Below are 15329 nucleotides of genomic sequence, written 5' to 3' on the forward strand. Positions count from 1 at the left end.
CTTTTCTGTAATAATAGGTATAAAGTAATAAAATGTAAACGCTGGGGGCTGTGAATATGAAGATTGGGACTATTCTCACGCTAGAGGTTAGACAACTCGGTAATAATATACAAAAATACCGCTGTAAAGTTATAGAAAAGAATGAAAACTATTTATTTATTGATTATCCCGTAAATGAACAGACTAAAAAATCAGCCATTTTACCTAAAGAAACCTATTTCCTTGCCACCTATATAGGAAATGATCAATCGGTATATTCGTTCCGCTCTCATATAGTTACAAAAATAAATTTAAATATCCCTGCTTTAGCGATTAGTCTACCAGAGAAAAATAAAATAACACGAATTCAACGAAGACAATTTGTAAGGGTAGATACAGCTGTAGACGTATCTATACATAGTACGGAAAAATTATTTACTCCATTTGCAACTGTCACAGCGGATATTAGCGGTGGTGGTTTATCTGTGATTTTACCTAATACTGCAAAGCTATCTGTGGGTAGTATATTGGATTTATGGTTAGTACTGCCTATGCAATTAAAGGATTATCAATATGTATTTGCACAAACTGAAATAATTAGAATAAATGTTTCGGAAACATCGGTGAGTACAGCTTCATTAAAGTTTGTTTCAATCACTAGACAAGCACGACAGCATATTATTCAATATTGTTTCGAAAAACAAAGGGAAGCACGGAAAAAGGAAATGTCATGAACATACATGTGAAAACGAATGGACCAAATTTTTGCTGGTGTGTTATTATTTTAATAGGATTAATTTAACTAAACTTGGCATTTTGCCAAGTTTTTTAAACTACTACTTCAGGAAAATGAGAGGAATGACAAGCACCAATGATGAATGAAACAATTAGAATAGCAATTGATGGACCTGCTGCGGCAGGGAAAAGTACGGTTGCAAAGATTGTGGCAAAGAAACTATCTTATATTTATATAGATACTGGCGCAATGTATCGATCCCTTACATTAAAAGCACTAAACAAAAATATAGATTTGGAAGATGATGAAAAACTAACTGATTTATTAGTACACACAGACATTGAACTTAAACAAGGTGAAAGAGGCCAGAATGTATTAGTAGATGGTAAAGATGTATCGCTAGAAATACGTTCTAACATAGTTACAAATAACGTTTCCCACGTTGCTAAACATTCAAGTGTCAGAAGAGATATGGTGAAACGGCAGCAATTATTAGCTGAGGAAAAAAGTGTAGTAATGGACGGCAGGGATATCGGAACTCACGTATTACCTGATGCAGAAGTGAAAATATTTTTAATAGCAACGGTAGAAGAACGGGCAAAGCGCAGATATGAAGAAAATCTGAAAAAGGGCTTTGCATCTAATTTAGAGGAATTAAAAGAAGAGATAAAACAACGGGATCAAATTGATTCAAAACGTGAAGCTGCACCATTAATGAAAGCGGATGATGCAATTGAAATTGACACGACATCACTATCTATCGATGATGTAGCAAATCGTATTTTACAAGAGGTCAATAAATTAATGGATTAAAGGGAGATTTTTATGAGTCTTTATAAAATTGCAAGAACAGTTGTTGCCATAATCTTCTTTCCTCTTTATCGAATTGAAGTAAAAGGAAAAGAAAATGTGCCAAATGAAGGTCCGGTAATTATTTGTTCTAATCATATTTCAAATCTGGACCCGCCAGTAGTTGGGATAACATCTCCCCGGGATATTTATTTTATGGCAAAAGGAGAATTATTTGAAAAACCTTTATTAGGTAAATTATTGCTGGGAATCCATGCCTTTCCAGTAAAAAGAGGAATGCGGGACCGTAACGCACTACGTAAGGGTTTAGCAATTCTTGATGAAGGCAAGACTTTGGGATTGTTTCCTGAAGGTACCCGAAGCAAAACAGGCAAATTAGGTAAAGCTCTAGCAGGTGCAGGATTTTTCGCTTTGCGCTCGAGTGCAACAATTGTTCCTTGTGCGATTATAGGATCGTATAAACCATTTAAAAAGCTTACCGTGATATATGGCGAACCAATGGATATGGATTATTATCGGACAACCAGATCTTCTGCACAAGATGCAGCAGATGCCATTATGTCAGAAATTGAAAAATTGAAGAAAAACTATCAATCTGAATATTCTTCACTTGACAAATAATTGTAATTATTAGAAGTTATAAAAAAGAGTATTTTTGTTGTTTGTATTTTAAGGAGGGTTTTGCTCATGGGTGAAAATAGTAATGAAATATCAGAGTTAAAAGCAGGAGCTACAGTGACAGGGAATGTTGTTAAAATAGAAGATAAGCAGGTTCTTGTCGACATTGGATATAAAACGGAAGGAATTGTTCCGATAAGTGAACTATCAAATCTTCACATAGAATCACCTGGCGATATGGTTAAAGAGGGTGACGAACTATCCCTAAAGGTTACAAAAATTGATGATGATGAGGTAGTACTTTCCAAAAAAGCAATTGATTCAGATAAAGCGTGGGATGATTTGGAGAAAGCTTATGAAAATAATGAAGTTTTTAATACAGAGGTAAAAGAAATTGTTAAGGGCGGATTAGTTGCCGACGTTGGTTTACGTGGTTTTATTCCTGCTTCGCTAGTTGAAACATTTTTTGTGGAAGATTTTACTGATTATAAAGGAAGAACATTAAGCGTAAAAATAGTTGATTTAAATAAAGAGCATAACCGCGTGATATTATCACATCGGGCAGTCGTTGAAGAACAGGCTGCTAAACAAAAACAACAGGTAATTCAATCTCTGGAACAGGGTCAAATAGTAGATGGTGTTGTACAGCGGATTACGAGTTTTGGTGTATTCGTTGATATTGGAGGAATTGATGGTCTTGTTCATATTTCGCAGCTTGCACACAAGCATGTGGAAAAAGCATCAGATGTTGTATCAGTTGGTCAAACAATAAAAGTGGAAGTATTATCTGTTGACCGTGACAATGAGCGTATTTCCCTCTCACATAAGAAAACAATTCCCGGTCCGTGGGAAAATGTTCGGGAACAGTTTTCCAGAGGTGATATTGTAGAAGGAACTGTGAAGCGTCTCGTTAATTTTGGAGCGTTTGTTGAAGTCGCCCCCGGTGTAGAAGGGTTAGTTCACATTTCACAAATAGCTAACCGCCATGTTGGTACACCAAATGAAGTTTTAGAAGCGGGACAATCAATAAAGGTTAAGGTATTAGATGTAAATGAAGCTGAAGAACGTATGTCATTAAGCATCAAAGAAATTGAGCAGGAACAAGAAGCTGCAGAATTTAAACAATATGAAAAAGACGAAGATCAGACAGGATTTCAACTGGGTGACTTTATTGGTGATAAGCTAAACAAATATAAATAGGAGATCATTCAAATTTGGTTCCTCTTTCTTCACAAAGAGGAACCTTTTTTTCATAAAAGCATTTTCGCCGCTAATTCACCTCATATAGTTAGACGGCAGAATTGAATTATAAATAATTTGTGTCAAAATTTTACTGATTTTGCGTAAATACAATATAACAATCATTTTTCAATTCACAGATGTCTCGTTTAAAACATACTATTAGTAGTTATAATGCTAATGGCAGGTGATGAATGTGACAAGCGGCATTATTTTTTATTGGATTGGATGGATTTTCTGGGTTATCGTTACATTTTTTATGAAAAAGGGTCGACAAAGAACATTTTATGCGTGTTGGATTTTATTCATCATATTAAGTTCCTCTGTATCTATTCAAGTTAGTAAGTATCAAATCGGTTTGTCATTTATAATTTTATTAATTGGTTCCATATATTTTCATTCTATTGCAAAGTCACTCTATCTTTTATTTTCCGCCTTTACCATTTCTCTAGGATATATAGCGATTCTGTTTTGGGAAAGAATTACCCCTGTATGGATATTTTTACCGCGTACGGTTTTAATTCCACTTATTATGACATTCTTAATCGTGCTATTGACAGATTCGTTACATGATAAACTTGCTGTAGGGTTATTAGGATTAACGAGTGGTGAGATCTTCCATAGTATTATTTTATCTAGCTATAGACTTTATGAAACAATTGGCGGACTAGCATTTTTGGATAGTTTTTTTATGATGGCAATGTTTGTCGTTTTTATCGATTCACTACTTAAAGTGAAAGCTAAATTATACGCAGCCGTACGTGAATACAAACAATTGCTGCGATGGAAAACGAATCAGCACTAAAAACGATTGTTAATATCAGTTTCTTTTGCTAGAATTAAAACTTGAATCGACTTGTGTTAAATAAGTTGTTAGAAAGAATAGAAAGGATGTTCCTTTCATGAGGAAATCTGTTGTAGCAATTGTCGGGAGACCGAACGTAGGAAAGTCAACAATTTTTAATAGACTGGTTGGAGAGAGGATATCAATTGTAGAGGATATACCTGGTGTAACTAGGGATCGTATCTATGCACAAGGTGAATGGCTGACATCTACTTTTAACATAATAGATACTGGAGGAATTGAGATTGGCGACGAGCCATTATTAATGTTAATGCGCCAGCAGGCTGAACTAGCAATTGATGAAGCTGATGTAATCATTTTTATGGTAAATGGCAGAGAAGGGATTACAGCGGCTGATGAAGAGGTTGCAAAGATTTTGTTTAAATCGAACAAACCTGTTGTACTTGGTGTTAATAAAATTGATAATCCGGAAATGCAAGATAAAATCTATGAGTTTTATTCGTTAGGTTTTGGTGAACCATACCCAATCTCGGGATCACACGGTCTTGGATTAGGAGATCTTCTTGATGAAGTGGTAAAGCATTTCCCTGAAAATGATGCAGAAGACAAAGACGATGATACGATTTATTTTAGTTTAATTGGCAGGCCAAATGTGGGTAAATCATCATTGGTTAATGCATTATTAAATGAAGAACGCGTAATCGTAAGTGAGATTGAGGGCACTACAAGAGACGCCATTGATACGCATTTACACAAGGATGATCAAGATTTCGTAATCATTGATACAGCTGGGATGCGCAAACGAGGAAAGGTTTATGAAACAACCGAGAAATACAGTGTATTGCGCGCGTTAAAGGCAATTGAACGTTCCGATGTCGTTTTAGTGTTAATCGATGCTGAAACGGGTATAAGGGAACAGGACAAAAAAATTGCAGGTTATGCACATGATGCAGGACGGGCGATTGTAATAGTCGTGAACAAATGGGATACAATACAATCGGATGAGAAAGCTATGAAAGAATTTGAAACCAAAGTAAGATCCCATTTTCAATTTTTGGATTATGCACCGATTGTATTCTTATCTGCTAAGACAAAGAAACGATTGCATACGTTAATGCCAATGATCAAAATGGCTAGTGAAAATCATGAAAAACGTATACCAACAAACGTGTTAAACGATGTGATTATGGATGCACTAGCAATGAATCCAACCCCAACAATGAAAGGGAAACGTTTGAAAGTTTTGTATGCAACACAGGTATCAATCAAACCACCTAGCTTTGTTGTTTTCGTTAATGACCCCGAACTAATGCATTTTTCATATGAAAGATTTTTGGAAAATAAAATTAGGGATGCATTTGGATTTGTTGGTACACCTATAAAAATATTTGCACGAAGAAGACAATAAGGAGGAACATACTGTGGCTAAAGTAGCAGTATTAGGAGCTGGGAGCTGGGGGACAGCCTTAAGCATCGTGTTAGCTGATAATAACCATGATGTCAGACTGTGGACCCACCGTCAGGACCAAGCTGAAATTATAAACACAACACATAAAAATGAAAAATATCTTGAAATAATGATTCCCGAAAAAATAAGGGCATATTATGATCTTCAAGAGGCAATACAGGATGTTTCCGCAATAGTAATAGTCGTTCCAACAAAGGCTATTCGTGATGTTTGCCAGCAGCTGAACGAAATTCTTCATCACAATGCAACAATTATTCATGCTTCAAAGGGTATTGAACCAGAAACATTAAAACGAGTATCTGAAATGATTAGTGAAGAAATGGATCATTACAATTATGATGATATTGTCGTTCTATCTGGTCCAAGTCATGCTGAAGAGGTTGGAAAAAGACAACCGACTACAGTTACTGTTTCATCGTTAAATGATATTAATGCGGAAATTGCCCAGGATCTGTTTATCAATGAAGCATTTAGGGTTTATACTAGCCCGGATGTGGTAGGCGTTGAGCTAGGCGGTGCGCTGAAAAACATCATTGCATTGGGTGCAGGAATATCCGATGGTTTGGGATATGGTGATAATGCTAAAGCAGCTCTCATAACTCGTGGTTTAGCAGAAATTGCAAGGTTAGGCACATCATTGGGTGCAAATCCACTTACATTTTTAGGTCTTCCCGGAGTTGGGGATCTAATTGTAACATGTACAAGTGTGCACAGCAGAAACTGGCGCGCTGGAAACCTATTAGGTAAAGGAAAGAAGCTGGACCAGGTTTTAGACCAAATGGGAATGGTTGTAGAGGGAGTAAGAACGGCCAAAGCAGCACATCAATTCGCCTCCCAGCAGCAAATTGAAATGCCAATAACAAATGGTATTTACAAAATATTATTTGATGAGGCAAAACCAAAAGATGTTGTTGACCAATTAATGAATAGAACGAAACGCGAAGAAATGGATGATATAGCAACGCTTCTTACAGAAAGATATTCGCAATAGCCCTTTTGAAACACACTTAATCCGCCCCTTTGCATATACTAGTGTTGAACTAACAATGCAAGGAGGCGAGCCTGTGAGCGGTTTTCAAAAAAAAGCTTTTGACAAAATTCAACAAAAAGCGAATATTGATCCCAGTGAAATTTATAAAGTAGCAGATTCTGTTAAAAATGCTGATTTTTCCGATGAGCAAACAGTAAGGAAATTAGTGCGGCAGTTAGCAAGAATGGCAAATAAACCGATTTCAAAAGAAAAGGAAGATAAAATTGTTCAATCCATTGCGAAGAACAATATGCCAATGGATATGCAATCGTTGAATCAATTTTTTAAAAAGTAATCTGAACTGGGCAAGTGAGGATACAAAAATGTATCAGCTCGCATAATATAAATCGCACAAGCATTCATGGAGAGAGTTGTAGTGGGTGTTATTTAGTCAAATCGAGGTGGAGAAGGCCCCCTCCATCTCGGTTTTTATTTTTTGCAGGCATCAATAATGAATGCAGCCAACCTTTAATATTAATTAAAGGTTTTTTAAAGGTAGAAATGTATAATAATCGGATGGAATTTACAAAACGGGATTGTCGGGAACCCGCAATTTCTTCTTGTCTGGTTTATACTGCTAATTTTAGAAAATAGGACGTGCATATGTATTTTTCTGATGTAATTTTTTCTATATGATATAATACGTGTGCATATATAAGGTTAATATTTAGGGGTGAGATAAATGTCACAGTCAATGCTAAAAATGTGGATTTCTTTTGCAGGTATAATACTATTATTATTAGCAATTGGTTTAATACTTCTTAGCAGATATAAATTAAAAGGATGGCTAGCAGGAATAGTAACACTGCTTGCATATATTTGTTTGATTATTGGTAGCATTATTATATTTTATATTGTCTTTAGTGGACCAACTATGTAAAAAGTTTAGGAGGCTTTTTATGAATCGTACATATACTCGTGCCTTCGGTGTGCTGTTACTTATGATTTTGCTAAGTGGTTGTCTCTATCCAGATAACGAGTTAGCTAAAAATCAGGTTCCAAACGAAGCGCAGCTAGAATTAGTACAAGCAGCTGTTGATAATTACCGTGAAGAAACTAATGGACTAGTTCCGATCAAAACAAAGCCAATGGATACGCCTATTTTCCAAAAGTACTTAATCGACTTTAGTGCATTAAAGGAAAAACATCAGCTAGCAGAAATACCTGGTAATGCATATGAAAATGGCGGTGTATATCAATATACTTTAATAACACCAGAAGATAACCCCCGCGTGAAATTAATTGACTTACGGATAACCGAAGCAATACGCGAAGTGAGTGTAAAATTACAAATTTACCGTAATGAGCATTTGTACCCGCCGTTTGGAGATCCAATAGTGAAAGGTATTTATAAATTAAATTATAAAGAGTTAGGTTTAGAACATGAACCATATGTAGTCAGCCCATATTCCGGTGATAATTTGCCAATCATCATGACTACAGATGGTGAACTGTACGTTGATTATCGAAATGATCTTTATGATGCAATAAAGGATTATGATCATAACTACAAAAAGGGGGATGATATTCGGTATTTATTGGCCGAAAATACACCGTTTGTTCCAGTCTACTCCTTACCCTATACAATCCGCGATGGTGAACCGGTTTTTTTGAATAAGAATAAATAAATATATCATAATAAATCCCTTGTAACATATATTGGTTGCAAGGGATTATTTGTATATCTTTATCATACCAATTCCATAACAAAACAGTCTGGATAACAAATTAGTATGCTTCACGGTCCTTTCTGAATGTACAGCGCAGCAAAATTATACCAGTAATTCCTAGTAAGGTTAAAATATTCATCTTTTTTTAATCTTTACAAACATTTAAGTCATATTTTGATAGGACAACATCATAGACTTGTAATGTCAATTATTCGTAGTTTGTTCAACACTATTTGGTAAAGGAGATCGGGAGGGGATCGTTTGGAGAGAATTGATATTTTTAAAGATATTTCGAAGCGGACGAATGGAGATATTTATTTAGGTATTGTTGGTGCGGTTCGGACGGGTAAATCAACTTTTATTAAAAAGTTTATGGAATTAGTTGTTTTACCCGATATTGAAGATGAAAGTGATCGGTCCAGAGCACTTGACGAATTGCCGCAAAGCGCAGCCGGGAAAACTATTATGACTACAGAACCTAAATTTGTCCCTAATCAGGCGGTAAAGGTTAATGTTGACGATGGTTTAGATGTGAATGTTCGATTAGTTGATTGTGTAGGCTACGCAGTTGATGGTGCAAAAGGATTTGAAGATGAAAATGGTCCAAGAATGATTCACACACCATGGTATGAAGAACCAATTCCATTTCATGACGCTGCTGAAATTGGAACGCGTAAAGTGATTCAGGAACATTCAACAATTGGAGTTGTGGTAACGACTGACGGCACAATTGGAGAGATTCCGCGTAATGATTATGTTGATGCTGAATCAAAGGTCGTAGAAGAACTTAAAGAGGTAGGAAAACCATTTATCATGGTTGTTAACTCGGTACGGCCGACAAGTCAGGAAACCGAGTTATTGCGCCAGGATTTATCCGAGAAATATGACATACCGGTTCTTGCAATGAGCATAGAATCGATGACAGAGCATGATGTACACAATGTTTTACGAGAAGCTTTATACGAATTTCCGGTACTTGAGGTTAATGTCAACCTCCCTAGCTGGGTAATGGTGCTAAACGAAGAACATTGGCTTAGAGAGAACTATCAAGAAGCTATTCAAACTACAGTCAAGGATATTAAGCGACTAAGGGATGTAGATCAGATTGTAGGACACTTCGCAGACTATGATTATATTGATAGGGCAAACCTGGCAGGCATGGAAATGGGCGAAGGTGTTGCCGAGATTGATTTACATGCACCTGATAACTTATATGATCAAATATTAAAAGAAATTGTAGGAGAAGAAATCCGTGGTAAAGACCACTTGCTGGAGCTTATGCAGGATTTTGCGCATGCTAAACGGGAATATGATCAAGTTGCAGGTGCACTTCAAATGGTAAAACAAACCGGATATGGGATTGCAGCACCTACTTTAGAAGACATGGTGCTTGATGAACCAGAAATTATCAGGCAGGGATCAAGATTTGGTGTCAGGCTCAAGGCTGTAGCGCCATCAATTCATATGATAAAAGTTGAGGTAGAATCAGAATTTGCTCCAATTATTGGTACCGAAAAACAAAGTGAAGAACTGGTTCGCTACCTCATGCAAGATTTTGAAGAAGATCCGTTGTCAATTTGGGAATCAGATATTTTCGGCAGATCATTAAGTTCCATTGTACGAGAAGGCATTCAAGCAAAAATTGCATTGATGCCAGAAAACGCAAGATATAAATTAAAGGATACCCTTGAACGAATTATAAATGAAGGGTCAGGCGGTCTTATCGCCATAATATTATAGCAGCCAACCAGAGCTGCTATTTTTTTTTGCTTTTTTTAATAATTTTTTAATAAACAGCAGGAAAACAAAAATTTTTGTCGTATATATATTAATGAATCAAGGCTCTATCATGGTTGCTGCCTCTTTTCCATTAGTTGGAAATTCCGTGTAAAAAAAGGCTAAAATTCAATTAAATAATAAAAAATATGAACTAATTGTTGAATTTTGTAGCAATCTCGGTTAATATAAGCCTTGTCATCCTTGAAAAAGATGGCATATAAGTATAATTGATGGCAAATTGGTTAACAAATGTAATTAATTAGTTATTTGTTCCAATGTCGATTGATAATTTTTGGGAGGAGGTGAATGTCATGAATAAAACAGACTTAGTAAATGCAGTTGCTGAAAAAGGCGAACTTTCTAAGAAGGATGCTACAAAAGCTGTTGACGCAGTTTTTGAATCTGTCATGGATTCACTTAAAAATGGTGAAAAAGTGCAATTGATTGGATTCGGGAATTTTGAAGTACGTGAGCGTTCAGCTCGTAAAGGTCGTAATCCTCAAACTGGAGAAGAGATCGAAATTCCTGCAAGCAAAGTTCCTGCGTTTAAGCCAGGGAAAGCCCTAAAAGAAAGCGTAAAATAATAGTTTTACATAGGGCGAAAAAGGGTGCGTATTCACGCGCCCTTTTTCTTTTTGAAATGATAACATGTAAAAAGTCAAAGGATGTCAGGGTTATGGAATCAGATGCTGCACCAAATTCATGAAAAAGCATTTGGCATAACACTAAAGGGAGAGCTGTCTTTAATTTATCTTAATTGACAACAATAGATGTTATAGGCGATAGTTAGTAAAAGAAATAATGGAATGGTAGGAGGATACAAATGGAAAAACTAAGTTCACAATTCAAGTCCGATTTTTTTGTTATAAAAGCTTTGGAAGATGGGGTTAATGTTATCGGATTAACAAGAGGTTCAGATACTAGGTTTCACCACTCTGAAAAATTAGATAAGGATGAGGTTATGATTGCACAGTTTACGGAGCATACTTCTGCAGTAAAGGTAAGAGGGAAGGCTATCATTCAAACCAGTCATGGACAAATAGATAACAATTAAAATCAGGGTACATTCTAATCAACTATATTCTGTTTATGAATTTGCACAGAACTTATGCTATAATGTCAAATAGAATTACGAATGGTAGAAAGGGCTTAGGTGATTGCTGTGCAAACCCCTAGTTTAGAAATTAAAAATCTTAAAGCATCGATTGAGGAAACAATCCATCATACATATCTAGAGAAGTATTTACAAAAGCCTGTTATAGACGACGAAAAGCTTTTTATATTAGCTTCCACTATTTCAAATGCATCATTAACGTTATCTGAGAAAAAGCAATATATCATAACAACTATGTTAGTTCAAATTGCATTAGATACACATGATTTAGTTACGAAAAATACGGATATTGACGAAAGCAAAAATCTAAAAAAGAAAAGACAACTCACTGTGTTAGCTGGTGACTATTATAGCGGCCTTTATTATTTGCTTCTTTCTGAAATTGAAGACTATAAAATGATTCATGTTCTAGCTTCCGCCATCAAGGAAATCAACGAATATAAAATGCGAATATACTACAGGGAAGCAGATACCTTTTTAGAATATATTGATCTAATTAAAAAGGTTGAATCATTGTTGATATTACGCGTGGCAGACCATGTTCAAATGTCAGCATTAAAATCTGTTACAGAAGAATGGCTGTTGACTAATAAATTATTACAGGCAAAAAGGCAATTTTTAAATAAGAAGGGCTCTCCATTATTTGATAAATGGCTGGGTCAATCTACATTCCATACATATTCAAGTTTGGTTAGCGGAGTTGAAGCAATTTTTCAAGAGAAATTATCATCCGTGGAAAAGGAAATCTCAAAATTACCTTCCCGTCAATCGGATTTAAAGATACATGTTTCAAATAAGCTAAAATACTTATTATATAATGACCTAAAAGCGGAAGAAGGGTAAACGATGCACGAAGAGTCCAAAGAGGAACGTGTTCATCATGTTTTCGAAAAAATATATAACAACTATGATTCCATGAACTCAGTCATATCTTTTCAGAGACACAAGGCTTGGCGTAAAGATGTAATGAAGCAAATGCACGTTGAAAAAGGTAAAAAGGCACTAGATGTTTGTTGTGGAACTGGCGACTGGTCGATTTCGATGGCAGACGCTATTGGAACTGATGGAGAAGTGATTGGACTCGATTTCAGTGAAAATATGCTATCGGTAGCTAAAGAGAAAAACAAACACCTAAATATGAAATACCTCAGCTTTATTCATGGAAATGCAATGGAACTTCCATTTGAAGACAATTCGTTTGACTATGTTACAATTGGCTTTGGATTACGCAATGTTCCGGATTATATGACAGTATTAAAAGAAATGTATAGGGTAACGAAACCAAATGGAAAAGTTGTTTGTCTAGAAACATCTCAGCCCACTATGATTGGCTTTAGGCAGGGCTATTATTTTTACTTTCGGTTTATTATGCCTCTTATCGGACGATTGTTAGCTAAAAGCTATAAAGAATATGCATGGTTACATGAATCAGCGAAAAGCTTTCCTGACAAGAAAGAGCTTAAGCAAATGTTCCTTCATGCTGGTTTTTCACATGTAAAAGTGAAAAGCTATACTGGAGGGGTTGCTGCTATGCATATGGGTTTTAAACAATAAGATTAATACAAAACAGTTTGAGAACTAAAAGGTGACCTGCATGAAAATTGCTAAAACATATGGATATTTAAAAAAAGACTTAGATTTAATTGAAGATGCTTTAATGAAAGTTATTCAAGCTGAGCATCCTGTCTTACGAGAAGCATCAACACAATTGCTGCGTGCGGGTGGAAAAAGAATTCGACCTGTTTTTGTCTTGTTATCCGGCCAATTTGGGGATTTTGACATTGATCGTATAAAAACAGTTGCTGTTTCACTTGAATTAATACACATGGCATCGCTTGTGCATGATGATGTTATAGATGATGCAGCATTACGAAGAGGAAAACCAACGATCAAACAGCTTTATGATAATCGTGTGGCAATGTATACAGGTGATTATATTTTAGCGAGATCCCTGGAAAGTATAACAAAGCTGCAAAAACCAAATGCTCATAAAGTGTTATCAAAAACAATTGTAGAAGTTTGTATTGGTGAGTTTGAACAAATAAAGGACAAGTATGTTTGGGATCAGCATATCCGTGATTACCTCCGGAGAATTAAGCGGAAAACAGCATTGTTAATTGCAACAAGCTGTAAATTGGGTGCGATTGCGGCAGATGTTCCAGTGGAGTTTGCAAATAAACTTTATAAATATGGATATTTCATTGGCATGTCTTATCAAATAATTGATGATATTTTAGATTTTACATCATCGGCAAGTGAATTAGGAAAGCCTGCTGGAAATGATTTGATTCAGGGAAACGTAACCTTGCCAGTGTTATTTGCTATGAAGGATTCAGCATTTAATCAGTTACTAAGAGATACGTTCAGAAATCCCGACGTTGTTTCAGAAAATGATATGAGCAAGCTTATACGTGCCCTACATAAAACAAATGCAATAGAATGCTCTTATAAAATAAGTAATTTATATTTAGAAAAGGCATTAAAGATGTTAGAACAGCTTCCGAATATAAAGGCAAGGCACACATTACAGGACATCGCGAAATACATAGGCAAAAGACGATCCTAAGCATATTGTTATTTTATTCAAAATCTGATAAAATTTTTATCGGCAGAAATATTAGTACAAACATACATAGAAGAGGTGTAGAAATGGAAAAAACATTTTTAATGGTAAAACCAGATGGAGTTCAGCGTAATCTAATAGGCGATATTGTTAATCGCTTTGAGAAAAAAGGATTTAAACTTGTCGGAGCTAAATTAATGAATATTCCGACTGAATTAGCAGAAAACCATTATGGCGAGCATAAAGAACGCCCGTTTTTCGGCGAACTAGTTGATTTCATTACATCTGGACCAGTTTTTGCAATGGTTTGGGAAGGCGAAAACGTAATCACAACTGCACGAGATATGATGGGTAAAACAAATCCCAAAGAGGCTGCTTCAGGAACTGTTCGTGGAGATTATGGCATGACTGTCGGGAAAAATATTATTCACGGTTCAGATTCAAGTGAGAGTGCTGAGAGAGAAATTGGTTTATTCTTCAGCGAAAATGAATTAGTTTCTTATTCAAAACAAGATAGCAGCTGGATTTACTAAGCAATAGAACCTCCGTTATTAACGGAGGTTTTCTTATAAAAATAGAGGAGTAATAAAATGTCGGTGGAGTACATAGATTTTATTTCACATATCAAAAGAAAACTGGGTATTGATTTAACATTGTACAAAGAAGCCCAAATGAAAAGGCGACTTACATCTTTAAGAAATAAACGGGGATTTGCTTCATTTATTGATTATATGAAAGCATTAGACAAAGATGATGTGTTACTACAAGAATTTGTCGATCGACTCACAATTAATGTTTCTGAGTTTTACCGAAACCCCAAGAGATGGGCAAAATTACAAGATAATATTATCCCTGATTTGCTTAACAGTTCAAACAAACTAACCATTTGGAGTGCGGCTTGTTCAACGGGGGAAGAACCGTATAGTATTGCAATCATGATTAAAGAGTATTTTCCCCGCTGTGATATCCGCATAGTAGCAACAGATATAGACGAAAAGGTAATAGAAAAGGCGAAACAAGGAATTTATCAGGAACAGGCATTAAAAGAATTGCCATATGAATTGAAAGATAAGTACTTTCAATATGAAAATGGATTGTATTATATAGATAAACGTATTAAGCATATGGTGATATTTAAAAAACATAATTTGCTGGCTGATCGTTATCCGCGAGATGTAGATTTAATTGTTTGCCGAAATGTATTAATTTATTTTACTGATCAGGCAAAGGAAATTATCTATAAAAATTTTAGTAATGCACTAGTAGAAAATGGTGTTTTATTTGTAGGCAGTACGGAACAAATATTTAGCCCTAATCAATATAATTTAAGCTTACTGGATACATTTTTCTATACTAAAAAATGAAGTATTCAATATACTCTTAGCAAACATTCGTTAAGAGTATTTTTTATTGTTTAAAAAAATTGCATTCATAATCATATCAATTTATAATTACAAATTATACATTAAATTCGAAATAATTTTTTTGTATTGTACCTATTATCGTTCGTGTTATGGT

18 protein-coding genes are annotated in these 15329 nt (G+C 35.4%); all 18 read left to right on the plus strand.

What is annotated here, in order from left to right; translation table 11 throughout:
* The first annotated feature begins 56 nt into the window (after positions 1-56).
* Positions 57-713 carry a flagellar brake protein gene (locus IEV74_RS02995; RefSeq protein ID WP_188453845.1) on the plus strand — a complete coding sequence of 219 codons (657 nt, stop codon included), beginning with the start codon at positions 57-59 and terminating at the stop codon, positions 711-713.
* 140 nt (positions 714-853) lie between these two features.
* Positions 854-1528 (plus strand): (d)CMP kinase, encoded by a 675-nt coding sequence (cmk, locus tag IEV74_RS03000; protein ID WP_188453846.1) that lies wholly within the window; start codon positions 854-856, stop codon positions 1526-1528.
* Between the two features lie 12 nt (positions 1529-1540).
* Positions 1541-2146, plus strand: coding sequence for a lysophospholipid acyltransferase family protein (locus IEV74_RS03005; protein WP_188453847.1), 606 nt, complete (start codon positions 1541-1543; stop codon positions 2144-2146).
* 66 nt (positions 2147-2212) lie between these two features.
* On the plus strand, positions 2213-3343 hold the full coding sequence (rpsA, locus tag IEV74_RS03010) for a 30S ribosomal protein S1 (RefSeq protein ID WP_188453848.1): 1131 nt from the start codon (positions 2213-2215) through the stop codon (positions 3341-3343).
* A gap of 229 nt (positions 3344-3572) precedes the next feature.
* Positions 3573-4187: a YphA family membrane protein gene (locus IEV74_RS03015; RefSeq protein ID WP_444545756.1), complete on the plus strand. Its 615-nt coding sequence runs from the start codon at positions 3573-3575 to the stop codon at positions 4185-4187.
* 97 nt (positions 4188-4284) lie between these two features.
* Positions 4285-5595, plus strand: coding sequence for a ribosome biogenesis GTPase Der (der, locus tag IEV74_RS03020; RefSeq protein ID WP_188453850.1), 1311 nt, complete (start codon positions 4285-4287; stop codon positions 5593-5595).
* A gap of 13 nt (positions 5596-5608) precedes the next feature.
* A complete protein-coding gene (locus IEV74_RS03025; RefSeq protein ID WP_188453851.1) occupies positions 5609-6646 on the plus strand; it encodes an NAD(P)H-dependent glycerol-3-phosphate dehydrogenase in 1038 nt (345 codons plus the stop codon).
* Positions 6647-6719: 73 nt separating this feature from the next.
* Positions 6720-6980 (plus strand): stage VI sporulation protein F, encoded by a 261-nt coding sequence (locus tag IEV74_RS03030; RefSeq protein WP_188453852.1) that lies wholly within the window; start codon positions 6720-6722, stop codon positions 6978-6980.
* Between the two features lie 387 nt (positions 6981-7367).
* Positions 7368-7565, plus strand: a complete 198-nt coding sequence (locus IEV74_RS03035) for a DUF2768 family protein (RefSeq protein ID WP_188453853.1) — start codon at positions 7368-7370, stop codon at positions 7563-7565.
* Between the two features lie 19 nt (positions 7566-7584).
* Positions 7585-8313, plus strand: a complete 729-nt coding sequence (locus IEV74_RS03040; RefSeq protein WP_188453854.1) for a YphF family lipoprotein — start codon at positions 7585-7587, stop codon at positions 8311-8313.
* Positions 8314-8616: 303 nt separating this feature from the next.
* Positions 8617-10095 (plus strand): stage IV sporulation protein A, encoded by a 1479-nt coding sequence (gene spoIVA / locus IEV74_RS03045; protein WP_188453855.1) that lies wholly within the window; start codon positions 8617-8619, stop codon positions 10093-10095.
* Between the two features lie 350 nt (positions 10096-10445).
* Complete coding sequence (hbs, locus tag IEV74_RS03050) at positions 10446-10718, plus strand: non-specific DNA-binding protein Hbs (protein WP_099158366.1); 273 nt, start codon at positions 10446-10448, stop codon at positions 10716-10718.
* Between the two features lie 239 nt (positions 10719-10957).
* Positions 10958-11188: a trp RNA-binding attenuation protein MtrB gene (gene mtrB / locus IEV74_RS03055; protein ID WP_188453856.1), complete on the plus strand. Its 231-nt coding sequence runs from the start codon at positions 10958-10960 to the stop codon at positions 11186-11188.
* A gap of 99 nt (positions 11189-11287) precedes the next feature.
* Positions 11288-12091: a heptaprenyl diphosphate synthase component 1 gene (locus tag IEV74_RS03060; protein WP_188453857.1), complete on the plus strand. Its 804-nt coding sequence runs from the start codon at positions 11288-11290 to the stop codon at positions 12089-12091.
* A 3-nt stretch (positions 12092-12094) separates the two neighbouring features.
* On the plus strand, positions 12095-12802 hold the full coding sequence (locus IEV74_RS03065; RefSeq protein ID WP_188453858.1) for a demethylmenaquinone methyltransferase: 708 nt from the start codon (positions 12095-12097) through the stop codon (positions 12800-12802).
* 40 nt (positions 12803-12842) lie between these two features.
* Positions 12843-13814, plus strand: a complete 972-nt coding sequence (gene hepT, locus IEV74_RS03070; protein ID WP_188453859.1) for a heptaprenyl diphosphate synthase component II — start codon at positions 12843-12845, stop codon at positions 13812-13814.
* Positions 13815-13897: 83 nt separating this feature from the next.
* Positions 13898-14344, plus strand: coding sequence for a nucleoside-diphosphate kinase (ndk, locus tag IEV74_RS03075; RefSeq protein ID WP_188453860.1), 447 nt, complete (start codon positions 13898-13900; stop codon positions 14342-14344).
* A gap of 57 nt (positions 14345-14401) precedes the next feature.
* Positions 14402-15175: a CheR family methyltransferase gene (locus tag IEV74_RS03080; protein ID WP_188453861.1), complete on the plus strand. Its 774-nt coding sequence runs from the start codon at positions 14402-14404 to the stop codon at positions 15173-15175.
* The last annotated feature ends 154 nt before the right edge of the window (positions 15176-15329 follow it).

Origin of the sequence: Virgibacillus oceani, from assembly GCF_014638995.1 — a bacterium.
GTDB lineage: Bacteria > Bacillota > Bacilli > Bacillales > Amphibacillaceae > Virgibacillus_E > Virgibacillus_E oceani.